Origin of the sequence: Actinoplanes sp. CA-142083 (assembly GCF_050942195.1) — a bacterium.
In the GTDB taxonomy this organism is placed as follows: domain Bacteria; phylum Actinomycetota; class Actinomycetes; order Mycobacteriales; family Micromonosporaceae; genus Actinoplanes.
Genome location: NZ_CP192076.1, coordinates 6,242,274 through 6,265,816 on the forward strand (window position 1 = coordinate 6,242,274; position 23,543 = coordinate 6,265,816).

Annotated in this window: 21 protein-coding genes; 7 read left to right on the top strand and 14 right to left on the bottom strand. The window is 72.1% G+C overall.

Going from position 1 to position 23,543, the window contains the following annotated elements:
- Positions 1 to 48: 48 nt before the first annotated feature.
- From ACQPZX_RS28645 to ACQPZX_RS28665, 5 genes are all read right to left on the bottom strand, one after another.
- Positions 49 to 786: an ABC transporter ATP-binding protein gene (locus ACQPZX_RS28645; protein ID WP_433361524.1), complete on the bottom strand. Its 738-nt coding sequence runs from the start codon at positions 784 to 786 to the stop codon at positions 49 to 51.
- The gene (locus tag ACQPZX_RS28650; RefSeq protein WP_433361527.1) at positions 783 to 2,015 is read right to left on the bottom strand and encodes an efflux RND transporter periplasmic adaptor subunit; all 1,233 of its coding nucleotides are present in this window, start codon (positions 2,013 to 2,015) and stop codon (positions 783 to 785) included. Before ACQPZX_RS28650 ends, ACQPZX_RS28645 begins: the two co-directional genes overlap by 4 nt.
- A gap of 64 nt (positions 2,016 to 2,079) precedes the next feature.
- Complete coding sequence (locus tag ACQPZX_RS28655) at positions 2,080 to 3,534, bottom strand: ATP-binding protein (RefSeq protein ID WP_433361530.1); 1,455 nt, start codon at positions 3,532 to 3,534, stop codon at positions 2,080 to 2,082.
- A gap of 47 nt (positions 3,535 to 3,581) precedes the next feature.
- On the bottom strand, positions 3,582 to 4,337 hold the full coding sequence (locus tag ACQPZX_RS28660; protein WP_433361532.1) for a response regulator transcription factor: 756 nt from the start codon (positions 4,335 to 4,337) through the stop codon (positions 3,582 to 3,584).
- 68 nt (positions 4,338 to 4,405) lie between these two features.
- Complete coding sequence (locus ACQPZX_RS28665) at positions 4,406 to 5,671, bottom strand: efflux RND transporter periplasmic adaptor subunit (protein ID WP_433361534.1); 1,266 nt, start codon at positions 5,669 to 5,671, stop codon at positions 4,406 to 4,408.
- 188 nt (positions 5,672 to 5,859) lie between these two features.
- On the opposite strand from ACQPZX_RS28665, the gene ACQPZX_RS28670 reads away from it, so the two are divergent.
- Positions 5,860 to 6,444: a hypothetical protein gene (locus tag ACQPZX_RS28670; protein WP_433361536.1), complete on the top strand. Its 585-nt coding sequence runs from the start codon at positions 5,860 to 5,862 to the stop codon at positions 6,442 to 6,444.
- 349 nt (positions 6,445 to 6,793) lie between these two features.
- On the opposite strand, the gene ACQPZX_RS28675 is transcribed toward ACQPZX_RS28670, so the two are convergent.
- From ACQPZX_RS28675 to ACQPZX_RS28685, 3 genes are read right to left on the bottom strand one after another with little or no spacing between them, the layout of a single operon-like run.
- Positions 6,794 to 7,717, bottom strand: a complete 924-nt coding sequence (locus ACQPZX_RS28675) for a mycothiol acetyltransferase (RefSeq protein ID WP_433361538.1) — start codon at positions 7,715 to 7,717, stop codon at positions 6,794 to 6,796.
- A 23-nt stretch (positions 7,718 to 7,740) separates the two neighbouring features.
- Positions 7,741 to 9,048 carry an MFS transporter gene (locus tag ACQPZX_RS28680; protein WP_433361540.1) on the bottom strand — a complete coding sequence of 436 codons (1,308 nt, stop codon included), beginning with the start codon at positions 9,046 to 9,048 and terminating at the stop codon, positions 7,741 to 7,743.
- 55 nt (positions 9,049 to 9,103) lie between these two features.
- Positions 9,104 to 10,321, bottom strand: a complete 1,218-nt coding sequence (locus ACQPZX_RS28685) for an Ig-like domain-containing protein (RefSeq protein ID WP_433361542.1) — start codon at positions 10,319 to 10,321, stop codon at positions 9,104 to 9,106.
- A 213-nt stretch (positions 10,322 to 10,534) separates the two neighbouring features.
- Here ACQPZX_RS28685 and ACQPZX_RS28690 point away from each other — a divergent pair, with 213 nt between their 5' ends.
- Both ACQPZX_RS28690 and ACQPZX_RS28695 read left to right on the top strand, forming a co-directional pair.
- Entirely contained in the window at positions 10,535 to 12,253 is a 1,719-nt protein-coding gene (locus tag ACQPZX_RS28690) for a serine/threonine-protein kinase (RefSeq protein ID WP_433361545.1), read from the top strand.
- A gap of 9 nt (positions 12,254 to 12,262) precedes the next feature.
- Entirely contained in the window at positions 12,263 to 13,132 is an 870-nt protein-coding gene (locus ACQPZX_RS28695; protein WP_433361548.1) for a hypothetical protein, read from the top strand.
- A 6-nt stretch (positions 13,133 to 13,138) separates the two neighbouring features.
- Here ACQPZX_RS28695 and ACQPZX_RS28700 read toward each other — a convergent pair whose 3' ends face one another.
- The gene (locus ACQPZX_RS28700) at positions 13,139 to 14,740 is read right to left on the bottom strand and encodes an acyl-CoA synthetase (RefSeq protein ID WP_433361551.1); all 1,602 of its coding nucleotides are present in this window, start codon (positions 14,738 to 14,740) and stop codon (positions 13,139 to 13,141) included.
- A 79-nt stretch (positions 14,741 to 14,819) separates the two neighbouring features.
- Between ACQPZX_RS28700 and ACQPZX_RS28705 the strand changes: the two genes are divergently transcribed.
- Positions 14,820 to 15,821: an NAD(P)H-dependent glycerol-3-phosphate dehydrogenase gene (locus ACQPZX_RS28705; RefSeq protein ID WP_433361553.1), complete on the top strand. Its 1,002-nt coding sequence runs from the start codon at positions 14,820 to 14,822 to the stop codon at positions 15,819 to 15,821.
- Here ACQPZX_RS28705 and ACQPZX_RS28710 read toward each other — a convergent pair.
- The gene (locus ACQPZX_RS28710; protein ID WP_433361556.1) at positions 15,818 to 16,288 is read right to left on the bottom strand and encodes a hypothetical protein; all 471 of its coding nucleotides are present in this window, start codon (positions 16,286 to 16,288) and stop codon (positions 15,818 to 15,820) included. The genes ACQPZX_RS28705 and ACQPZX_RS28710 overlap by 4 nt on opposite strands.
- Positions 16,289 to 16,393: 105 nt before the next feature.
- Positions 16,394 to 17,398 carry a LacI family DNA-binding transcriptional regulator gene (locus ACQPZX_RS28715; protein ID WP_433361557.1) on the bottom strand — a complete coding sequence of 335 codons (1,005 nt, stop codon included), beginning with the start codon at positions 17,396 to 17,398 and terminating at the stop codon, positions 16,394 to 16,396.
- Between the two features lie 36 nt (positions 17,399 to 17,434).
- On the opposite strand from ACQPZX_RS28715, the gene ACQPZX_RS28720 reads away from it, so the two are divergent.
- On the top strand, positions 17,435 to 19,813 hold the full coding sequence (locus ACQPZX_RS28720; protein WP_433361560.1) for a beta-glucosidase family protein: 2,379 nt from the start codon (positions 17,435 to 17,437) through the stop codon (positions 19,811 to 19,813).
- 9 nt (positions 19,814 to 19,822) lie between these two features.
- Here the strand turns inward: ACQPZX_RS28720 and ACQPZX_RS28725 are convergent, their stop codons facing one another.
- The 3 genes from ACQPZX_RS28725 to ACQPZX_RS28735 form a co-directional block, all read right to left on the bottom strand.
- Positions 19,823 to 20,494, bottom strand: a complete 672-nt coding sequence (locus ACQPZX_RS28725) for an SAM-dependent methyltransferase (protein ID WP_433361563.1) — start codon at positions 20,492 to 20,494, stop codon at positions 19,823 to 19,825.
- A 19-nt stretch (positions 20,495 to 20,513) separates the two neighbouring features.
- Positions 20,514 to 20,708, bottom strand: a complete 195-nt coding sequence (locus ACQPZX_RS28730; RefSeq protein WP_433361566.1) for a hypothetical protein — start codon at positions 20,706 to 20,708, stop codon at positions 20,514 to 20,516.
- A gap of 129 nt (positions 20,709 to 20,837) precedes the next feature.
- Positions 20,838 to 21,251 carry a hypothetical protein gene (locus ACQPZX_RS28735; RefSeq protein WP_433361568.1) on the bottom strand — a complete coding sequence of 138 codons (414 nt, stop codon included), beginning with the start codon at positions 21,249 to 21,251 and terminating at the stop codon, positions 20,838 to 20,840.
- Between the two features lie 173 nt (positions 21,252 to 21,424).
- On the opposite strand from ACQPZX_RS28735, the gene ACQPZX_RS28740 reads away from it, so the two are divergent.
- The gene (locus ACQPZX_RS28740) at positions 21,425 to 21,988 is read left to right on the top strand and encodes a histidine phosphatase family protein (protein WP_433361570.1); all 564 of its coding nucleotides are present in this window, start codon (positions 21,425 to 21,427) and stop codon (positions 21,986 to 21,988) included.
- Between the two features lie 17 nt (positions 21,989 to 22,005).
- Positions 22,006 to 23,388: an MFS transporter gene (locus ACQPZX_RS28745; protein WP_433361573.1), complete on the top strand. Its 1,383-nt coding sequence runs from the start codon at positions 22,006 to 22,008 to the stop codon at positions 23,386 to 23,388.
- Positions 23,389 to 23,543: the final 155 nt, after the last annotated feature.

A 23,543-nucleotide genomic window follows, 5' to 3' on the forward strand; every position in this document is an offset into this window, starting at 1 on the left:
CCGGCATGAGTGAATAGCTGAGCCTGATGATGCCCTCGCTTCGCTCGGTCATATGGCGTGCCGTCCTGCGAAGGCGCCCACGGGCGGCATGTGGATCGGCGACTGCCGGTTGTCCTCGACGATCCGGCCGTCGACCAGCCGGATCAGCCGCTTGGCCCGGGCGCCGACCTCGGGCTCGTGCGTGATGATCACGATGGTGCGGCCGGCGGTGCTGAGCTGGTCGAAGACGTCGAGCACGTCCTCGGTGGAGCGGCTGTCCAGGTTTCCGGTGGGCTCGTCGGCGAGCAGCAGCGCCGGCTCGGTGACCAGCGCGCGGGCCACCGCCACGCGCTGCTGCTGCCCGCCGGAGAGCTGGTTGGGCTCGTGTTTGGCGCGGTCGGCGAGGCCGACCACGTCGAGCGCCGCGAGGGCGCGGCGCCGTCGTTCCTTGGGCTTCACTCCGGCGTACGCGAGCGGCAGCTCCACGTTGGCCACCGCGGACGTACGGGGAATGAGGTTGAACGCCTGGAAGATGAAGCCGATGAGCCGGTTGCGGGCGAGTGCCAGCTGCCGGTCGGCGAGCTTGCTCACGTCGACGCCGTCCAGGTGGTACGTCCCGTGGGTCGGCACGTCGAGCGCGCCGAGGATGTTCATCAGCGTGGACTTGCCGGAGCCGGACGATCCCATGATGGCCACGTAGTCGCCGCGGTGGACGGTGAGCGACACCCCGGCCAGCGCGTGCACGGTCGCCTCGCCCTCGCCGTAGATCTTCTTGAGGTCGCGGACCTCGAGGACCGGCCGGCTCATCGGCCACCGGTCCCGCCGCCGGTGCGGGTGCCGCCGCCACCGAAGTTCCCGCCGCCGCCGAAGTTGCCGCCCCCGCCGGGGAAGGCGCCGCCGCCGGGCAGCTGGTTGCCGGAGCCGGTCGAGGTGGAGGTGGTCTTGAGCTGCACCATCTCGCCGGCCTCGACACCGGAGGTGATCTGGGTGGCGGCGTCGCCCTGGAGGCCGATCTCGACCTGCCGCACCTCGGTCTGACCGTTGGTGACCACGGTGACCGAGTGCCGGCTGCCGACCGTGGTGAGCGCCGCCGAGTTGACATAGGTGGCGTTCTCGACGCTGCCGGTGGTGACCGCGACCGACACGGTCTGGCCGACCTTGGCGCCGGTCGGCACCTTGTCGATGCTGAGCGTCACCCCGTACGTGACGACGTTGTTGGACGTGGTCGCCGACGGGTCGATCGCGGTGACTTTGGCTGTGGCGGTGGTGCCGGACAGCGCGTTCCAGGTGACCTCGCCGGCCTGCTTCTCCTTGAGCTTGGTCGCGTCGGCCTCGGCGAACGCGGCGCTGACCTGCAGCTTGGTCAGGTCCTCGATCTCGACGAAGCCGGACGACGAGCTCGACGACGACGAGGAGGATGTCGTCGAGCCGCCGCCCTGGCTCCCCCCGCCCTGGCTGCCGCCACTGCTCGAGGACGAGGAGCTTCCGGTGCCCGAGGACGAGCTGCCGAGCGTGCCGTTGACCGCGGTGACCGTGCCGGCCATCGGCGCCGTGAGCACGCAGCCGTCGACGGCGGCCTCGGCCTCGTCGACCGCGAGCTTGGCCTGCTCGACCTCGTTCTCGGCGCTGGACGTGTCGGAGCCGGCGTCCTCGGCCCGGTCCAGCGAGTCGTTCGCGGCGTCCAGGTCGGCCTCGGCGGCGTCCAGGCCGCGCTGCGCGTCGGCCGGGTCGACCTTCGCGAGCACCTGGCCCTTCTTGACGACCGAGCCGACCTTGACGTTGATCGCGGTGACCGTCCCGCCGGTCACGAAGCTCGCGCTCGCCGTGGTGGCGCTCTCGACGGTCCCGTCCGCGGTCACGGTCTTGGTGACCGTGCCCTGCTGGACCGCAACCGTGCGCGCCGAGGCGTTGGCGGCCGTGGGGGTGTCCGATCCTGACAGGGTCCGGTAAGCCCAGAAACCCCCGGCGGCGAGGGCGACGGCGAGGGCGGCGTTGACCGCCACCGTGGGACGTCGCAGGTTAAGGCGCGCTGGCATGCCGACACTGTGGTGGGGCGGCCTGGGAGGATCTTCGTCGGAACCTCGGAGCCAGCTCGGAATCTCACGGCGTGTCACCGGAAGTGGGCAGCAGCACCCGGAAAGTCGCGCCTCCGCCGCGTGGCGCGTCCAGCTCGACCCACCCTCCGTGACCATGAACGATCGCGGCGACGATGGACAGCCCGAGCCCCGATCCGCCGCCCTTGCCGCGGGTGCGGCTGGAGTCGGCGCGGTACAGCCGCTCGAAGACCCGCGGCGCGTGCGAGGGCGGCACGCCGGGCCCGTCGTCGGTGACCTCGAAGACGGCGAGGGGCAGGCCGGGAAGGACCGTGGCCGGCCCGGACAGCACGGTGGTCGGCCGCGGCGGCCGCGCCGGCAACCGCCCGACCCGGACCGTGACCTGGGCCCGGCCGGGCGTGTGCTGCAGGGCGTTGGAGACCAGGTTGGTCGCGACCTGCCGCAGGCCGTGCTCGTCGCCGAGCACGGTGGCCGGCTCGAACGTGTCGTCGTCGTCCTCGAGCCCGGCCAGCTTGACCGGCCGGCCCGGGACCCGGGCGTGCGCGTCGCGGATGGTGTCGGCGGCGATCTCGAGCAGGTCGACCGGGCGCAGCGCGGGCGGCCGTTCCTGGTCGAGGCGGGCCAGCATGAGCAGGTCCTCGACGAGCACGCCCATCCGGCCGGCCTCGCCCTCGATGCGGCTCATCGTCTCGTCCAACTCGGGGCCGGGCCGGGCGCCGCCGCGGCGGTACAGCTCGGCGAAGCCGCGGATCGAGGTGAGCGGGGTGCGCAGCTCGTGCGACGCGTCGGCGACGAACTGCCGCAGCCGGCGCTCGCTGGCCGTACGCGCGTCGACCTCGGCCTCGATGCGGGTGAGCATCGAGTTGAGCGCGAGGCCCAGCTTGCCCGGCTCCGTGTGCGGATCGGTATCGGACACCCGGCCGGAGAGGCTGCCGGCCGAGATGTCGGTGGCCAGCTTCTCCATGTCGGTGAGCGGCCGCAGCCCGAGCCGCACCACGAACCACGCTCCCCCGGTCAGCAACCCCAGCACCAGCAGCGAGACGCCGGCGTCGATGAGCAGCAGCTGGTCGGTGGTCTGCCGCACCTCGCTGAGGGAGAGGCCGACGACCGCGACACCGCCGGTCAGCGGATCGGGCACGGCGATCACCCGCCAGTCGGCGCTGCCGTCGGACGCGGCGATCGTGTACGGCTGCCCGTTGTCGGCCCGGGCCTTCACCTCGGCGAACTGTTCCACCGCCGGCCGGGTGGCATCGGTGGACGAGCTGCGCGCCGGGTCGAGCGTGCCGTCCGTTTTGTAGACGTACATGACCTGGTCGGGGCCAAGATGTAGGAGACGATTACGCGGAATGTAAGGCGTGACGTTCGGCCGGTCCGCGAACGGGCGGCTCATCCCCCGCAGCTGGTCGTCGATGCGGCCGAGCAGATAGCCCCGGATCAGCACGAGGCCGGCGATGTTGGCGACGATCAGGGCGACCGCGGAGAGCGCGCCGACCACGAGCACCAGTCGAGCCCGCAGCGTCCAGTGGCTCCATCTGCGCGGCCGCAGCCTCACTCCTCGCCGCCGCGCGGCAGCCGCAGCGCGTAGCCGACGCCGCGGACGGTGTGGATCAGCGGCGGGTCGGTCTTGTCGATCTTGCGGCGGAGGTAGTAGACGTACGACTCGACGATGCGCCCGTCGCCGCCGAAGTCGTACTTCCAGACCCGGTCGAGGATCTGCGCCTTGCTGACCACCCGGCCCGCGTTGATCAGCAGGTAGCGCAGCAGGTTGAACTCGGTCGGCGACAGGTCGATCAGCCGCCCGGCCCGGCGCACCTCGTGCGCGTCCTCGTCCAGCTCCAGGTCGGCGTAGCGCAGCACCCCGGTGTCGGCCGGGGCCGCCTCGAGCTCGGGCTGGCTGCGCCGCAGGATCGCCCGGATCCGCAGCACGACCTCCTCGAGGCTGAACGGCTTGGTCACGTAGTCGTCCGCGCCGGCCGACAGGCCCGAGATGCGGTCCTCCACGGCGTCGCGGGCGGTCAGGAACAGCACCGGCACCCGGCTGCCGGTCGCCCGCAGCCGCTTGGCCACGTCGAAGCCGTCCAGGTCGGGAAGCATCACGTCGAGCACGACCAGGTCAGGCTCGAACTCCTCGACCGCGACCAGGGCCCGGTGCCCCGAGTCGACCACCCGCACCTCGAACTCGACCAGCCGGAGCGTGGCGCTGAGCAGGGCGGAGATGTTCGGCTCGTCGTCGACGACCAGGACCCTTGCGGCCCGCGCCGGCGGCTCGCCGAGCGCTACGGAGGAACGCGAATCAGATAGCACTCGAAAGGGATATCAACGCGACCTTTGAATTCCCTATGAATTCCGGGAGAGCCCGCTGTATCGCAGCGTCACCAGGATCGGGCCACCTGGTCACCCTCCGCGACCCCCGACGTGATCTCGGTGTACTGGTCGCCGCGCAGGCCGACCCCCACCTTCACCTGGGCGCCGTCCTTGAGCACGGTGCCGCTGTCGCCGTGCACGTCGTGCACCGCCGTGCTCGGCACCCGCAGCACGTCCGCCTTCGAGCCGGTCGTCACCTTCACGTTGGCGCTCTGCCCGACGAGCAGGTCCTCGGGGGCGTCGACGAACGACAGCAGCACGCCGTAGCGGACCATCGTGCCGTCGCTGGTGCCGGTCGGGTCGACCTGCACCACGGTCGCCTTGAAGTCGGTGCCCGCCCGATCGGCGAGGGTGACCACGCCGGCCTGCTTGACCGCGAGCCGGTCGGCGTCGGCCTCCGGGAAGTCGGCGCTGATCTGCATGTCGTACACGTCGGCGAGGGTGATGAACGCCGAGCCGGCGCTGACCTGGCTGCCCACCTTGCCGCTGACGCTGATGATCCGCCCGGCGATCGGCGCCGTGATCGTCGCGCCTTCGAGGGCCTCCTCGGCCTCGGCCAGCGTCGTGTTGGCCTGCGTGACCCGCTGCTGCGCGCTGAGGATCGCGTCGCCGCTCTGGCCCTGGCCGCCCTGTTGTCCCGAGCTTCCGGAAGATCCACAAGATCCCGTGCCGCCGCCGGTCGTGCCGCCCCTCGTGCCGCCGGTGGAGGCGGGCGCCGTGGTCTTCGTGGGAGACGTGGTCCTGGTGGACGTCGCCGACGGCGAGGCAGTGGCGGTTGCGCTGGGCGAGACCGTCACGCTGGGCGACGGCGACGCGGTGGGTGACGATGACGTGTACGCCGCCGCGACGTTGGAGCCGCAAGCGCTGGTCGTCGCGGACGTCTTGGAGGCGTTGTCGCGCGCCTCGGCCAGCGCGTCCTCGGCGTCGTCGAGCGAGTCCTGGGCGTCCGAGACGGCTTCGGCGGCGTCCGTGTCGTCGACCTTGGCCAGGGCCTGGCCCGCGGTCACCGTGCTCCCGGCCCGCACCGACACGCTCTCCACCGTGCCCTTGACCGCGAACGACAGACTGCGCGTCTGCGCCGGCTGCACCGTGCCGGTGGTCGCCACCTCGGTGGTCACCGCGCCCTTGTCGACCGCCACGGTGGCGATCGCCTTCGGTTTCTCGGTGGCGTCCGCGCTCAGCGCGTGCACCACCCCGTACACGATCAGCGCGAGCACGACGACAGCCGCGGCGACCCAGATCCAGCGCCGACGACCGGCCAGAGCTTCACCCATGGGCCGGAAGTGTTCCGAACCGATCTCGCCGTCCGCTCGGTCCCACCTCGGAGTTACCTAGGAGCGAAGATCACGCGCACAGCTCCGGCACAGCCGCTCCGAGCGAACTCTGAGGATCCCCCGACGTTCTCCGCAGGTTGCCCCGCTTGGGTGGGTCGACGACCGAGCCCTTGAGGAAAGAAGGCATCGTGCGCACAGTCAGGTCCCGCGCGGCAGCGCTGTTCGTCGCCTCCGCAGCCGTGCTGCTGGTAGCGGCATGCGGCGGCAACAGCTCCGACTCGTCGGGCGGCGGCCAGAACGGCGGCGGCAACGGCAACGGCGGCGGCAACAACGCGTTCGCCGCGTACACGGAATGCCTCGCCAAGAACGGCGTGACGATCACCATGCCGTCCCGCGGCCCCCGCAACGGCGCTTCCGGCGCGCCCGGCGAGGGTTTCCCCCAGGGCGAGCGCCCGTCCGGCATGCCCCGCCCGAGCGGCAGCCGCGGCACCGGCGGCGGTTTCCCCGGCGGCGGCGGCTTCCAGAAGCCCGAGGGCGTCGACGACGCCACGTGGCAGAAGGCCCAGGAGGCCTGCGCCTCGGTCCGCCCGTCCTTCGGCGCCGGCAACCGCGGCGGCAACGGCCAGAACGCCGCCTTCCAGAACTGCCTGAAGGACCACGGCGTCACCGCGACCGGCGGCAACCTCGACACCAACGACGCCACGGTCAAGAAGGCCCTGGAGACCTGCCGGGTCCTCCAGCAGCCCCAGGCGAGCGCCACCCCCACCGCCTGACAGATTCTCCGTGCCGTCGCTACCGCATCCCCCGTAGCAGCAGCGGCGGCACGGTCCCCCTCCGGGCCGCTCGCGACGTGGACCTCCCCCCGGCGCGCCGCGAGCGGCCCGGCCTGTACCAACCTGGGGGCGACCCCCAGACCCCACGGCGCGGTGGTCGCGCGAGGCGTCCCTGTCGCGGCCGCGGGGTGAACCCGGGGCGTAGCACGGTCGGCTCTGCTCACCGGCGTTGGTGCCTGATTCGGGTCCGCCGGTCAGGCCGCGCGCACTTGCTCGGGGCGAGAGCGCCGTATCGCTGAGCGCCTCCGTCGTCTTGCGACCGCGCTGCCCGGACACCCCGGCAACGGGCTCAGAGCGGGCGGGTGAACATCTTCCGGTTGGCGAAGTTGCGGTAGCCCGCGCGCCGGAACGCCTTGAACATGCCGATGTTGGCGGCGTCGCAGTCGCCGCGGATCTCGGCGGCGCCGGCGTCGAGCAGCACCCGGGTGCCCCGGGCGACCACGCTGGTGGCGTAGCCCTGACCGCGGCCGATCCTCGCGACGGCGACCAGGCCGATCACCGCCGAGGTGGGAGTCCGCGCCGGCATGCTGATCGCCACCGGCCTGTCCGACGCGTCGTAGCCGATCTCGTACCAGCCGGTCTGGTGGTCGATCTCGAGCATCTCGGCGACGTTGCGCTCGGCCGCGCCGCGCAGGCCGTGCTCGGCGATCTCGGCCTGGAAGATCGCGTCCTTGGTGTCGGTGAAGGTGTCGGCGAGCAACTCCACGAACGGCGTCTCACCCAGGTCGGCCAGCGATCGCCAGTGCAGCCGCTCGTCCTGCACCGGCATCGGGTCGCCCGCGGTCCACAGGAACCGGCAGCCGTCGCGGGCGACGGTGAACCCGGCGTCGGCGAGCAGCGTTTCGCGCAGTTGCGGACCCCGCTGGAACTGCGGAGCCAGGGCCGGGGTGTCCAGGACATGCCCCTGGGTCTGCGCGCCCAGCTCGCGGGCCCGCTCGGCGGCGTACGCCAGCAGCGCCTCGCCGGTCTCCGGGTCGCCGGGCTCCAGCAGCACGATGTCCATCGGCACGGTGCGGCCGGGCATCGTCCACAGCACCACGTTGCCGGCCAGGTGACCGTCGCGTTCGGCGACCAGGCACCACTCGGGCCGGGTACAGCCGCTCTCCAGCAGGCCGGACAGGTAGGCAGCGGTCGCCGCGTTCCGCTCGTCGTCGCCGGGATGGGTCATCAGCGCGGGCAGCTCGGCGGGGCGGGCGGGACGAATGGTCAGCACAGTCGGGTTCCCTTCGTCGATCGTCAATCCCGGGCCGTCGCGACGTCGACCGGCTCGGGGCTGGAGGCGCGGGCGTCGTTCAGCACGTCGGGCGGAACGTGCGTCTCGAGGAACCGCCGCGCCAGCCGGGTCGACGGGTGCACCGCGATGGTGGCCACCACGACGATGCCGGCGATCACCAGCCAGCCGGCGGCGCCCCAGTTCATCGCGAGGAACGTGTACACCGCCGGCGCCCACACCTTGCCGAGGGTGCCGGTCAGGTTGGCGGCCCCCTGGTAGGCGCCGCGCTGGCGCGGGTCCATCAGCTCGGCCTCGAACGTCCAGTTGGCGGCCGAGAGGTAGAGCTCGGCCCCGGTCACGGTGACGTGCCCCAGCCAGACCAGGGCGATCGTGACCCAGCCGGAGGTGTCGTGCGTGACCAGCGTGATCAGGCAGGAGATCACGAAGAAGGTCGACGACACCCGCACCGCCCGCAGCGCGGTGGAGATACCGACGACTCCGCGGGCCGCCACCATCGGCAGGAAGATGCACATCACCGTGTTGGTGCCGAACAGGAAGGCGAGCAGCACCCGCGGCGCGTCGGTCTCCTCCACCAGCCACAACGGGATCACGACGTTGAGCAGCACCTGGTTGGTCCAGAACACCCCGTCGAAGAAGTTGGTGAGCAGCCAGCCGGGGTTGCGCAGCGGCCCCGGCCCGGGGATCTTCGCCTTGCGTTCCGCGGCGGTGCGGTTGTCGTGGCCCGCCCGCGGCAACCGGCCGATGGCGGTGGCGTTGACCAGGAAGACCGCGGCGGTGAACCACGGCAGCGCGTGCAGGACCGCGTTGGAGTGGAACGCCAGCGCGATGCCGCCGGCGAGGGAGCCGAGGGTGAAGCCGGCGTTGAGCGCGGAGTACATGTAGGCCCGTGACTTCACCCGCTCGCCGGGCGGCAGGACATCGATCGTGTACGCGCCGTGCGCGGCTTCGCCGAGGGCGCCGATGACCTCCATGCCGATGGCCATGACGACGTAGCCGCGGAAGTCGGTGATGAACGGCCACAGCGCGAACATGGCCGCCTGCCCGGCCGCGCTGACGGCCCACATCCTCTTCGGGCCGAAGCGGTCGACCAGCTTGCCCATCGGCAGCGCGGCCAGGAACGCGGCGATCCCGGCGCAGGTCAGGCCGAGACCGACCTGGGCGGCGGACAACCCGACGATCTGGGTGAAGAAGACGGCCGAGCCGGTCATGAAGGCGCCCTCGCCCAGGGCGAACAGCAGCGACTGGGCAGAGAGCCGTCCGGCCAGCGGCGACGGGGGCCGCACCTGGCGGAGGACGGCGGCGACAATCACCCGGAGAGTCTCATTGTCCGGACGACAGTTTGTCGCGCCATTTTCCGGCGCGCGGTCAGTGGCCGTACTTGTCGAACGAGACTGTCCAATCGCCCAGGCCGTTCCAGATCTGCAGTTTTCGCGGGCTGTTGCGGACGTCGACGATGTCGCCGATCAGGAAGTTCTCGTAGACCCACTTGGCGTCGGAGACGCTCAGGTTGACGCAGCCGTGCGAGAGGTTTGCCCGGCCGAGCGAATGGTTCCACGGGGCGGCGTGCAGGAACTCCCCGGAGTACGTGATGCGGGTGCAGTACTCGATGTCCTCGGCGCCGTAGTAGTTCGGGTCCTCCGGGTCGGTGATGCCGTAGCTGGCCGAGCTCATGCTGTGCACGCGCTCCTTCGACAGCACGACGTGCGGGCCGCCGGTCGTCCAGTAGCTGATGTGCTGGCCGTTCGCGCCGGTGGTCGAGCCACCCTTGCCGAGGCTCGACTTCATCGTGCGGACGAGTTTGCCGTTGATGTAGACCTTCGTCAGGTGCGTCTTGTTGTCGCAGATGGCGATCAGCTGCCGTCCGATGGTGAAGTGGGTCGACGCGTTCTTCTCGCCGTAGACGCCGTTGCCGAGCTTCACGCCGAAGAGGTTGACCTTCACCGCGATCGACGTGCCGCCGGCCCAGTACTTCGCCGGCCGCCAGTGCACGGTCCGGCCGTCCGCCCAGTAGAACTTGCCCTCGACGGCCGGCGACGTCGTGATCTCGATGGCCTTCTCGGCGGCCGCCTTGTTGACGGCGCGCTCGAACGCGATGATCACCGGCTGGCCGGCGCCGTACGCGTTGCCCTTTTTGAGGGAGTAGTTGGAATTGGCCCGGAAGGTCGCCCCGACCACGCGCTGCGGCTTCACCGTGGCGAAGCTGGAGACCTGCACCGTGCCGTCGGTGGCGGTCGCGACCACCTTGTACGTCTTGCCGTACTGCAGATCGCCGGTGGAGCGCCAGGTCCCGTCGGCCTGCAGCGCGCCGCCGACCTTCGTCGCGCCCGCGGTGACCGCGACCTCCCGCAGTTCACCGTTCTCGACGGTGACCACGACCGGGCTCGTCGGGGACACCCCGGTCGCGCCGCCGGCCGGGGTCACGGCCAGCCGGATCGGGAGCGGCAGGCTGGCCTTCTCCTCGAGTTTCGCGGGGCCCGCCGCAGGGGTTTCCGCGTTTGCCGAGCCCGGCGCGGAACCACCGACGGTCGCCACTGCGGCGGCAGCGCTCAGTGTCCCGATGATGACCTTGCGTCGCTGAATCATGGCTCCCGCAATCGACGATCCGCGCTGACGCCATCAAGGCCGCACAGGACAACACATAGCTGAGGCCGGATAGGTTACATGCTCGCGGAATGGACGGTCATCCATCCGGTCATCGAGAGCGGCCGTTGCGCGGATGCCCGGCTGGCGCGCCACCGCCACAATGGTCGGCGCGGCGGGGGCAGACATCCGCCCCCGGACCGTGGAGCGCTTCGCATGAACGGTTGGAAGCCGTCCGGCTACACGCCTGTTCGTCAGCTCGGCTCCGGCACGTCGGGCACTGTCGAGCTCGCCACCCACGACGCCACCGGCACTCCGGTCGCGATCAAATATCTCGTACGCGAGCTCGGCGACGACGCTTCGTTCCGCGCCGACTTCCGGGAGGAAGCGCGGCTGCTCGGCGAGATCGACGACCCGCACGTCTGCCGGCTGTACGAGTACATCGAGTCCGCCGACGGCGCCGCGATCGTGATGGAGCTGGTCAACGGCGTGTCGCTGCGGCAGATGCTGCGCGCGCACGGCGCGACCACCCCCGAGTCGGCGCTGGTGGTCCTGAAAGGCTCCCTCGCCGGGCTGGGCGCCGCGCACGCCCACGGCGTCGTGCACCGCGACTACAAGCCGGAGAACGTGCTGGTCACCGGCGAGGGTCAGAGCAAGCTCGCGGACTTCGGCATCGCCGTGCCGGCCGGCCAGGGCGGCGCCGACACCATCGTCTCCGGCACGCCCCGCTACATGGCGCCGGAGCAGTGGACGGGCGCGCCGGTGACACCGGCGTGCGACATCTACGCGGCCACCGCCACCTTCTACGAGTGCCTGACGGGCAAGCCACCGTACGACGGAGCGAACCTGTTCGCCCTGCACGAGCAGCACGCCAACGCGCCCATCCCAACCGACGCCACCCCGGAGCCGGTGCACGAGCTGATCCGGCAGGGCATGGCCAAGCGGCCCGCCGACCGGCCCCAGCACGCCCTCGCCTTCCTCGACATGCTCGAGCAGGTGGCCGGCGAGGCGTACGGCCCGGAGTGGGAGGACCACGGGCTGCGCGACCTGGCGCGCCGGGCCGCCCTGCTCGCCGCGCTGTGGCCGTTCCCCGACGGCACCTCGGGCGCCACCAGCCTCGCCTCGACGGCGCTCGGCGGCACTTCCGGCGCCACCACGCCGGGCCGCTCCGGCGTCTTCCGTCTCGGCCGCAGGCGCACGATGCTGGTCAGCGGCGCGCTCGTGGCGGCCGTGCTGATCGGCGGTGTCGGATACCGCTTCGCCGCCGCGGACGAGCACGCCGCCTTCGCGGGCGGCCAGTCGACCCCGGCCCCCACCGATCCCCCCGCGGGCGGGTCGTCCGGCGCGGCGCCCCCGGCGGATCCGGCTGCCTCGTCGACGACCGCGGCCTCGTCGGACCCGGCGGCTCCGGCCGCAACGACCGACCCGGCCGCGACGACCGACCCGGCCGATCCCGCGGACCCGGCCGATCCGGCCGGCCCCGGCGCCACGACCGGCCCAGCCACGACCACGACGCCCACCGGCGCGCCGCCCCCCACCACCAAGCCCACCCCTTCCCCGTCGACGTCGACGAGCACCGCTCCGCCGGACACCACCGCCCCCACGGTCGGCGCCGTCAGCGCGAGCCCCGCGTCCCTGGAGCCGGACGGCTGCAAGTACGGCGCCCGCACGAGCACCATCTCGGCCACCGTCAGCGACGACCGCAGCGGCCCGGCCGCGCTGAAGGTCAGTTTCACCTACACCCTGGGCGGCACCACCTCGACCGTCGCGATGAGCGGGAAGGGCACCTTCCAGGGCACGCTGGGCCCGCTGCCGATGCAGAAGTCGTCCACCCGCATCCCGATCTCCGTCGTCGCCACCGACGCCGCCGGCAACTCGGCCAAATCGGCGTCACCGACCTACGTCTCCCTCGCGAACTACTGCACCCCCGGTTAGGAGCACGCCGTGCCTGGCGAACCCGTCGACGATCGCGAGCTGCCGCCACCCGCCGACCCGTGGGCGACCATCAACCGCCCGGCCCCCACCGTGCACCTGGGCGGCCCGGACACGACCGCGCACGTCGGTGGCGCGGACAAGACCGTCAGCTTCGGCCCGGCCGGCCGGCCCGCCCACCAGCCCGGACCGAATCCGAACCAGCACATCGCGCCGGTTACCCCGACCATGCACGCGGGCGCCCCGGACGCGCCGACGTTCCGCGCAAGCACACCCGACCCGCCGACGTTCCGCGCGGGCATGCCCGACGCGCCGACGATGCGCGCAGGCAGGCCCGACCCGACGGCGCTCCGCGCGGGCATGCCGGACGCGCCGACCGTGCGTGCCCACAACGAGGTGCGTTTCGGCCCGGGCGTGCCCGTGCCCGTGCCGGCCGCCCCCGCGTGGCCCGGCCCGGCCAAGCGCCCCCGGAGCCCCTGGCGCCGCCTGGTCTCCGTGCTCTCCAGCCTGCTGACCCTCGCCCTGCTCGTGGTCGTCGGCCTCTACCTGTGGCAGCGGCTCCGGCCCCTCGAGGTGGAGAGCGCCACGGTCTCCGTGCCCCGCCCCGCCGGAAATCGCTGCGACGTCACCGTCGACGTGGTCGCCACCGTTCGCACCAACGGCCGCAGCGGCGTCATCCGCTACCAGTGGATCCGCACGGGCGCCGCGCCCGGTGCCGTGCTGACCGAGCAGGTCGGCCGCGGCCAGCGCACCGCCCTGCTCACCCTCAAGTGGACGTTCAGCGGCGTCGGCACCACCACCGAGACCGCCACCGTCAACATCGTCGAGCCGTCGCCGCTCCAGGCAGGAACCCAGGTCGCCTACCGCTGCCAGGGCGGCTGACGAGAGTCAGTCCGTCGGCAGCTCGCGCCGCACCACCTTGCCGGTGGCGTTGCGCGGCAGCGCGTCCAGGAACACCACGTCCCGCGGCACCTGGTAGCGGGCCAGCCGCCCCTTCACGTAGTCCTTGATCGCTTGGGGGTCGCGATCGGAAGCGTCGGTCGGGACCACGAAGGCGCGCAACCGCTTACCGAAGTCCGCGTCGTCCACCCCGATCACCGCCGCCTCGACCACGTCCTCGCGCTCGGCGAGCAGGTTCTCCACCACCACCGGGTAGACGTTCTCCCCGCCGGAGATCACCATGTCGTCGTCACGGCCGTCGATGAAGAGCAGGCCCTCGCCGTCGAAGTGCCCGAGGTCGCCGGTGGCCATGTACCCGTCGATGATCTGCTTGCGCTGCCCGTCGGTGTAGCCCTCGAACGGAATGCCGGTCCGCACGAACACCCGCCCGTGGTTCCCGGCCCCGGTCACCCGGCGGTCGTTCTCGTCGAAGAGGGCGACGTGCACGGTGACCGGCGGCTTGCCGACCGTCCCGGGCGCCCGGCGCGACTCGGCCGGCTGGGCCACCGACGCGACGGCGACCTCGGTCGAGCCGTACACGTTGTAGATCACCTCGCCGAACACGTCGTGGAACCGGCTCGTCAGCTCGGGCGCGAGGGCGGACCCGGCAACGAAGACGGTCGTCAGCGACGAGGTGTCGTACTTGCCGATGATCTCGGGACCGAGGGCGAGGATCCGGGTGAGCATGGTGGGCACCGCGACCAGCATCTGCGCCCGATGGTCGGCGATCGCCCGGAGGATGCTCTCAGCGTCGAAGCGGCGCAGCAGCACGGCGTGGTTGGCCAGCGACAGGCCGACCGTCCAGGCGCCGAAGCCGGTGCTGTGGAACAGCGGCGACGCGAACACCGCCGCACCCTGGCGCGGGAACGGGATGCGGTCCGCGATCAGGACGCTGGCCAGCGGCGACACCTTGGTGCGCGGCGCGCCCTTGGGCAGCCCGGTGGTGCCGCTGGTCAGGATGATGAACCCGCCCGGCCGGTCGGGCAGGGGCAACGGCGTGACCGGGTGCGCCGCGATCAGGTCGTCGATCGACGTCGCGGCGGAGGAGATGGGCGGGTCGGCGGCGGATCCCCAGGTGAGATACCGGGGAATGTCGTCCGGCAGGCCGTCGGCAACCTCGGCGAACTCGCTGTCGTACAGCACCACCCGAACCTTCTCCCGGGCCACCACCTCGGCGAGCTGCTGCCGGGACAGGCCGGTGTTCATCAGCGCCAGGCGCAGCGTGGCCCGGGCGGTGCCGCTGATCGCCAGCAACAGGCCGCGGTGGTCGCGGGCCAGCACCCCGACCACCGACCGGTCCGGCAGGCCGAGCGCCTTCAGGCCGTGGGCCAGGGCGTTCGACTGCTCGTCGAGATCCCGGTAGGTCAGGGTGCCGCGTTCGTCGGTCACCGCCGGGGCGTCCGGATGCTCGGCGGCCGCCTTCATGATCAGGGCGGCCTGCGGGCCGAGCCGGGCGTTGCCGGCGGCCGCCCGGAGCAGGCGGCGGGGACGCAGCAGGTTGACGATGCCGATCTGGTGCATGCGAAGGACGGCGCGCAGATGCTCGATCATGGTTGGGAAGCCCCTACCCCTTAGAGTCTGGCGTGACCGTAATTGAGTGAGCCAGGTCACGGCAAGGGAGAGGGGAACCATGCGGATCACGGTGCTGGGCGCGGGTTCGTGGGGCACCACTGTCGCGTCCGTCCTCACCCGACGGGATCACGAGCCGCTGATCTGGGCGCGCAACCCGGCCACCGCCGACGAGATCAACGCCAAGCACACCAACGAGCGCTATCTCGAGGGCTTCCCGCTGCCGGACCGGCTGCGGGCCACCGCCGATCTCGCCGAGGCGGCCGCCCACGCCGAGCTGCTCGTGGTCGGCGTGCCGACCGGGGCGTTCCGCGACACCCTCGAGCGCGTCCGGCCGGACCTGCACCCGTGGATCCCGGTGGTGAGCCTCAGCAAGGGTCTGGAGCGCGATTCGCTGTCGCGGATGACCGAAGTGATCAAGGAGGTGCTGCCGGGCCACCCGGCGGCCGCGCTCACCGGCCCCAACATCGCCAAGGAGATCATGGCGGGCATGGCGGCGGCCACGGTGATCGCCACCGAGGATCTCACCGTCGCCGCCGAGATCCAGCGGGTGTTCCGCCGGGGCGTGCTGCGCGTCTACACCAACCACGACGTGATCGGCTGCGAGGTCGGCGCGGCGATGAAGAACGTCGTGGCCATCGCCACCGGGATCGCCCAGGGCCTGGGTGTCGGCGACAACACCCGGGCCGGGGTGATCTCCCGCGGGCTGGCCGAGCTCACCACGCTCGCGGTCGCGATGGGCGGCGAGCCGGGCACGCTCGCCGGGCTGGCCGGGATGGGTGACCTCGTGGCCACGTGCATCAGCCCGCACAGCCGCAACCGGCACGTCGGCGAGCAGCTCGGCCGCGGGCGCAGCCTGGACGACATCCTCGCCGAGATGGGGCAGGTCGCCGAGGGGGTCAAGACCGTGCACGCCGCCGTCCGGCTGGCCGACCAGCACGGGCTGGCCATGCCCATCACCCGGACGATCCACCGGGTGGTCACCGGCGACATCACCGCCGAGCGGGCCTATGCGGGCCTGCTGCGCAGCCACCCGGCCGGGCACGAGTCCGAGCCGGGCTAGACGCGGCCCTGCTCGTTGAGCCGCGCCCAGCGGCCGGCGAGCTGGCGGCGGCGGCACGCGACGAGGTGGCTGGCCAGGATCGCCGGCTGGCCGCCGCGTACGCAGGCGTCGGCCCCCGCGGTCAGCACCGCCGCCACGGTCTCGGCCGGGGCGGTGTCGTCGACCAGCGCCACGAGCTGGGTGCGCGACGGCAGCAGGCGCCGGGCCAGCGCGATGTCGCGCACCGCCGGGCCGGAGAACAGCAGCAGCTCGTCGGCGCTGACGTCGTCGAGGTCGCGGGCGTAGCGCACGGACCACCCGGACGGCAGGTGGTGCTCGAGACCGGCCACCCGTCCGCGCGGGCCGAGCACCGCCACGACCGGGCGGGGGCCGGTGCTCGCGGGCAGCATCGCCGGATTCAGCGGCAGGGCGGTCGCGGTGGCGCTGAAGTCGCGGGCACCATTGTTGCGGTTGAGCTGCACAAGCATGGCGCGTCCTCCTGAGCTGACGTGGTTTCCGGTTCCCCTTCACCATTCGCCCGCAGCCTGAGCCACCCATGTGCCGTGCCTGTGCGTTTCATGTACGCCGATGATCTAGGCGCTCTCCCGGCGCACGAGCTGGATCAGGGCGGAGGTCGGCACGTCCGGGCCGGGCTTGCCGGAGATGGCGGCGACCACGGTCGCCGACAGGTAGGAGGCCATCGCGACCTGGTCGGTGGTCACGGTGGTCAGCGCGGGCGCGGCCAGCCGCGCCGAGGGGATGTCGTCGACGCCGATCACCGCGAGGTCCGCGGGGGCTTCAAGACCCAGATTCCGTACGCCGGCGAGCACGGCCAACGCGACCTCGTCGTTGTAGGCGCACACCCCGGTGACGCGGGCCGCGTGCCATCGGCGTACGGAATCTGCTGCTCTTTGGGGGTCGAGCGCGACCGTCTCGATCGCCGGACCATGCAGTTCCCGCTCCTGAAGCTCGTCGCGCACACCGGCGAGCCGGGGTTCGGCGAAGATCCGCAGCCGCTCGTCGTCGGGGTAGGCATAGCCGATCCGCTCGTGCCCGGTGGCCGCGAGATGCGCGGCCTGACGGCGCCCCACCAGCTGCTGCGGCACCTCGAGCTCGCGCCGCCCGCGCTGCGGCCCCCGGCCGAAGAGCGCCACCACCAGCGCCACCCCGGCCGCGTGCATCGCCGCGATCTCCCCCTCGGAGAAGTCGGCGAACGCGATCACCGCGGCCGGGGTGATCGCCTTCCAGATCTCGGTGATCGGCCTGTCCTCGCGGTTGCCCGGGTGCGCCACCAGCGTGAGCCCGTGCCGCGCGAGGGCCGTGGACAGGTTGCCCAGCATCGAGCCCACCTCGGGCCCGATCGGCCAGTCCGGCAGCAGGCAGAGCACGACCTCGGAGCGGCCGGTGCGCAGCGTGCGGGCGGCGGCGCTGGGCGCGTAACCCAGGCGGGCGGCGGCGTCGAGCACGCGCCCGCGGGTGTCGGCCGAGATGGTCTGCCCGGGCGTCTCGTTGAGCACGTAGCTGACCGTCGCCCGGGAGACGCCGGCCAGCCGCGCGACGTCCGCGCTCGTGACGCGGCGACGGTTGCGATCGGTCATGGTGACAACCTTACTTACACGTGTAACCATGTTGCCATGACCACCGACCTCGCCTCCCTCGTCAAGTCGCTGGATCTGCCCGCCAAGGTGCGGCTGCTCACCGGCGCCTCCGCCTTCACCCTGCACCCCGCGCCCGAGATCGGCCTGGGCGAGCTCCGCTTCTCCGACGGCCCGACCGGCGTGCGCGGCCTCAAGTTCTCCGGCGGCCGGGTCGTGTCATTGTTCCCCAACGCGACGCTGCTCGCCTCCAGCTGGGACGAGCGTGTCCTGCGCGAGGTCGGCGTGCTGCTCGCCGAGGAGGCCATGGCGCAGGAGATCCACGTCGTGCTCGGCCCCACCATCAACCTGCACCGGACCGCGCTGGGCGGGCGCCTGTTCGAGGCGTACTCCGAGGATCCCCTGCTCACCGGCAAGCTCGCCGCCGCCTACGTGCGCGGCATGCAGGACAACGGGATCGCCGCCTGCCTCAAGCATCTGGTCGCCAACGAGTCCGAGACCGACCGCAACACGGTCGACAGCGTCGTCGACGAGGCCACGCTGCGCGAGCTCTACCTGCTGCCGTTCGAGATCGCCGCCGAGGCGTGGTCCATCATGGGCGCCTACAACACCGTCAACGGCGTCCCCGCGACCGAGCAGCACCACGTCATCAACGAGATCGTGAAGGACGCGTGGGGCTATTCCGGCCTGGTCATGTCCGACTGGTTCGCCACCAAGTCGGCGGCCCCCGCGGCGAACGGCGGGCTCGACCTGGTCATGCCCGGCCCCGAGGGCCCGTGGGGCGATGCCCTGGTCGCCGACGTCCGGGCCGGCCTGGTCGACGAGTCCGTCATCGACGACCACCTGGAAAGACTTCTGCTGCTGGCGCAGCGAGCGGGCGCGCTGGGCGGCGAGCGTTCCTGGCCGTCGTCGCTTCCGCTGCCCGATTCTCCCGTACGGCGTAAGCAACTGACCCGCCTCGCCGCCACCGGCATGACCGTCCTGCGCAACGAGGGCGACGTGCTGCCGCTGGCCCGTTCCGCGCGGGTGGCCCTGATCGGCCGGCACGCCGTCGAGACCATCGACATGGGCGGCGGCTCGGCCCAGGTCAACCCGCCCCACCAGGTCTCGGTCGCGACCGGCCTGACCGCGCTGCTGGGCGACCAGGTCACGGTCGTCGACGGGGTCGACGTGCGCACCCGGCCCGTACCCGCCCGCGACGGCTTCCTCACCGACCCTCTCACCGGCGCTGACGGCGTCCGCGTGACCTTGCTGGACGCTTCCGGCAGCGTGCTGGAGGAGCGCTTCTGCCCCCAGTCCAAGACCATGGTCGGGATGGACGACGACTTCCCCGGGACCGTCGCCTCCGCCCGCCTCTCCGGCCGCGTGGGAGTGACCGGCTCGGTAGAGCTGGGCGTCCTCGGCGTGGGCGACTGGACCGTCTCCGTTACCGAGTCGGATCTCTCCTATTCTTTGCATGCCAGCGGCAACGGCTTCGGCGAGGAAGTCCTCACCCCTCCCCTGCGCACCGACCGCTTCGACGTCGCGGCCGGCGACCTCTTCACCGCGACCGTCACGCTCACCATGCCCATGGGCCTTTTCGGACTTATCGCGTTCAACACCCCACGCTCGACGGTGGACGTCATCGACGACGCCGTGCGGGCCGCCGCCGACGCCGAGGTGGCGGTCGTAGTGGTCGGCCTGACCGAGGAGCAGGAGACCGAGTCGGTCGACAAGTCCACGCTGAGCCTGCCCGGCGCCCAGGACGCCCTGGTCGAGGCCGTGGCCGGCGCCGCCCGGCGGACCGTGGTCGTGGTCAACGCCGCCACCCCGGTGCTGATGCCGTGGCTGTCCCGCGTGGACGCCGTGCTGTGGGCCGGCCTCCCCGGCCAGGAGGGCGGCCACGCCGTGGCGGCGGCCCTGCTCGGCGACATCGAGCCGGCGGGCCGCCTGGTCACCACCTTCCCCGCCGCCGACGAGGCCGCGCCCGCCTGGTCGGTGACCCCGGTGGACGGCAAGCTCCCCTATGCGGAGGGCACCTTCATCGGCTACCGGGGCCACTTCGCCGGCCGGGCGCCCGAGCCCGCGTTCTGGCTGGGGCACGGCCTCGGCTACGGCAAGTGGGAGTACTCCGACGTCCGCCTCGTCACCGGCGACGCCCCCGCCGTGACGGCCACCGTCAAGAACGTCGGCCGCCGCCCGAGCCGCGAGGTGGTCCAGGTCTACCTGCGCCCGGTCGAGAAGGACGAGCCGATCCGCCTGGTCGGCTGGACCTCGGTGAAGGTCGCCCCCGGCGAGTCGGCCCGGGTGACGGTGCAGACCGACGCCCGTCTGTGGCGCAAGTGGGACGCGGACTCCTCGTCGTGGACCCGCCTGTCCGACGGCGGCGAGTTCCTGGTGGCCCGGGGCCTGGGCGACATCCGCGGCGTGGTGTCCTGACGCGTCACATCAATCGAAACTGAAAAGGCGGGGCACGGTCGGAAGGTCGGCCGGGCCACCGCCGGAACGGCGGGCGACGCCGACCCGGAACCGGGCATCGTGGGGGGCGACGAACGCGACCTCGGTGAAGCCCTCCGCGCGGAACCGGGCACGGACCTCGGCGCTCGGATCCGTGCCGCCGTCGCCACGGCCGCGGGTCCAGATGACGGTGGCGCCCGGGTTGGTGAGCGCCGGCAGCGCCGCGACCGTGCGGCGCATGTCGGCGTCCGGGATGTTGCCGAAGACGCCACAGGCCAGCAGAACATCGACCGGCTCGACGCGGGCGGAGGTCGCAGTCACGCCGGCGTCGGTCACGGCCCCACCGGCGTAGGTCGCGGTCGCGCCGGCGTCGGCGGTGCGGACCTCGGCGAGCGGCAGGTCGAGCTCGGCCGCCGCCTGGCGGGCGCGGCCCGAGAGCTCGGCGTCCAGCTCGATCAGCAACGCTCGCACCGACCGGCCGCCGGGCTGTGACGCCAGAAGCGGCAGCACGTCGCGCCCGTCGCCCGCGCAAATGCTGAGCAGACTCCGCGCTCCCCCGGCCAGGGCGCCGCGCAGATGCTCCCGCACCACGTCGAGGCGCCGGCTCAGCGAGGAGTCCGGGTTGTCGTAGTCCTCGTGCCATCGAACCCAGTCCCTGACCATCCGCCCAGTCAACCGGATCTCAGGCGTCGGTGGTGTCCTCCAGGAGGGCCGCGGCGCGCAGTTCGGCGTGCACACCCTCGGCGGCGCGCAAGTCCGCCTCGGACACCGGTTGCTCGCGCGTCCATGCCCGGACGGCCGCAAGCATGGCCGTCCCACGAGATGCCCGCGGATATCGCCGGATCCAGCGACGGCACGGCAGTTTCCGCAGGCCCACGCGTCGCCTCCCCGAATTCGCCCCGCTGATGATCATGCGAAGCTAACTCGGCGGTCGCGTCTCGGAGTTCCGCCGTCCTGTCGCTCCCCGATGGCCGATGGTCGGGAAGTCGATCATCTGTTTGTGCAGCTAGGACTGTGGTCTTTGGGCGCGGGCGTGCGCGGCGCGCATCAGCGGCAACGCGTTCAGCGGCGTCAGGTAGGGCTGCAGGCGCCGCACGTACCCGGCGTGCGCCAGCACCGTCGCGCGCAGCTCGGTCAGCGTGCGCGCGCCGCAGCGCACCTTCTCGGGCGTGCCCAGCGCCGCGCCCACCACCAGCGCCCGGAGGTCGGCGGTCAGCCGCACCTCGCCGATGTCCTTGGCCACACTGGTCGTGATCGACCGCGCCGCCGGGTCGAAGAGGATCTGATAGCTCACGCCGGAGCCCGCATAGCAGACCGCGGAGTCCCCGCCGAACGGCCTCGACAGGCCGTACTCCGAGACCAGGAAGTGGAACGCCCTCTCCACCTCGGTCTCGAACGACTTCGCCACCGAAACGCCCACGCCGACCCCCGATCCGACGGAAGCCTCCCGGACGCCGCCCGGCGACCGGATTAGATCGACAAAAGCAGATGCGCTTCCCGTACGCAACGGGGCAGGCGCAACGATCTTGCTGTGGTGGAGCGCACGGCCCGCATAACCGCCCGCCGGCCCGGGTGGCGGGGTACAAAGAAGGCATGGGTGAGATCGTCCTGATCCGGCACGGGCAGACGGAGTGGAGCGCGGCGGGCCGCCACACGTCGTACACCGATCTCGATCTCACCGAGGAGGGCGTCCGCCAGGCCCGCGTGGCCGGGGAGCGCCTGTCCGGCCGTACGTTCGCCGCCGTGATCTCCAGCCCGCGCAAGCGGGCCCTGCGCACCGCCGAGCTGGCCGGCCTCACGGTCACCGAGACCACCGACGACCTCGCGGAATGGAACTACGGCGAGTACGAGGGCATCACCTCGGCGACGATCCACGAGACCGACCCCGGCTGGTCGCTGTGGACCGACGGCGCGCCCGGCGGCGAGACGCCCGAGCAGATCACCGTGCGTATCGACCGGGTGCTCGCGCACGCCCGCGACCTCACCGGCCGTGGCGACGTCGCGCTGATCGCGCACGGACATTCGCTGCGGGTCGCCGGCGCGCGCTGGATCGGCCTGCCGGCGAGCGGCGGCGGCAAGCTCAAGCTCGGCACCGCGACCCTTTCCGTCCTGGGATTCGAGCACGGCACCCCGGCGATCGACTCCTGGAACGCCTGATCGTTCATGATCTAGGTATGACGAGAGGCGCGCGCTGGCTGGCCCTGCTGGTGGCCGGCACGTTCTTCATGGAGATCCTCGACGCCACGGTGATCGCGCCGGCCGCGCCGCACATCGCCGCGGACCTGCACATCGAGCCGGTCACGGTCAACGTCGCGATCACGGCGTACGTGCTGACCCTGGCCGTCCTGATCCCGATCAGCGGCTGGCTCACCGACCGCTTCGGCGCCCGCCGGATCTTCATGCTGGCGGTGGCGGTCTTCACCCTGGCCTCGGCCGGCTGCGCCGCCGCCACCAGCCTGCCGATGCTGGTCGCCACCCGGATCCTGCAGGGCGTGGGCGGCGCGATGATGGTTCCGGTCGGCCGGCTGGTCGTCATCCGCACCACCGAGAAGACCGATCTCGTCCGCGCCGTCGCGTACCTGACCTGGCCCGCGCTGGCCGCGCCGCTGATCGCGCCGGCGCTGGGTGGCGTGCTGAGCACGTACGCGTCCTGGCGCTGGATCTTCCTGATCAACATTCCGCTGGGCGTGGTCGCGCTGCTGCTTTCCCGCCGGCTGGTGCCGGACGTCCGCGCGGACGAGCCCGGCCGCCTCGACGTGCGCGGTTTCCTGCTGGCCGCATGTGGGATAGCGGCCCTGGTCTTCGGGCTCGAAGGGGTGGCCGCCAGGCACCCGTCGTGGGCGCTCGCGAGCAGTGCCCTGGCGTTGGCCGCGGCGGCGCTGACCCTGACCGTGCGGCACCTGCTGCGCGCCCCGGGCCCGCTGGTCGACCTGCGGATCCTGGCCGTGCGCACCTACCGGGTGACGGCCTTCGGCGGGTCGGTGTTCCGCGCCGTGATCACCGCGATCCCGTTCCTGCTGCCGCTCTTCTTCCAGCTCGGCTTCGGCTGGACCGCCGCGCACGCCGGCCTGGTGGTGATCGCCCTGTTCGCCGGCAACGTGGGCATCAAGCCCGCCACGACCCCGCTGATGCGCCGCTTCGGCATGCGCCCGGTGATGCTCGCCTCGGTGCTCGCCTCGGCGGTCTGCCTGGTCGCGATGGCGTTCCTGACCCCGTCGACCCCGCTGGTGTTGCTGCTGGGTTTGCTGACGCTGAGCGGAATCTTTCGCTCGATCGGTTTCACGACCTACAACACCGTCGCGTTCGCCGATGTCCCCGGCCCCCGCATGACCAGCGCGAACACCCTGATGTCGACGCTGCAGGAGCTCGGCGGCGGCCTGGGCGTGGCGGCCGGCGCCCTGCTGGTGCGGCTGGGCGCGGGCGTGGGAGCGGAGGGGGACGGCGCCTACCGGTTCGCGTTCGTCCTGCTCGCGGTGCTGCTGCTGATCCCGGCCGTGGAGGCCTTCACCCTTCCCCGGACCGCGGGCAACGTGGTGGCGGGCCGAGACGGCCGCTGAATTTCGGCTTCCGCCGTCCGGTGGGTGTCGAATGCCGAACCGATTTTTCGCTCACTCCTCCGCTGAACTCGCGGCAGATGGCCGAATGTTTTTCGGCTAGACCGGACGAAAAACCTTGCTGGCCCATCTTGGCAGGTCCCTAGGCGGCGGGCACG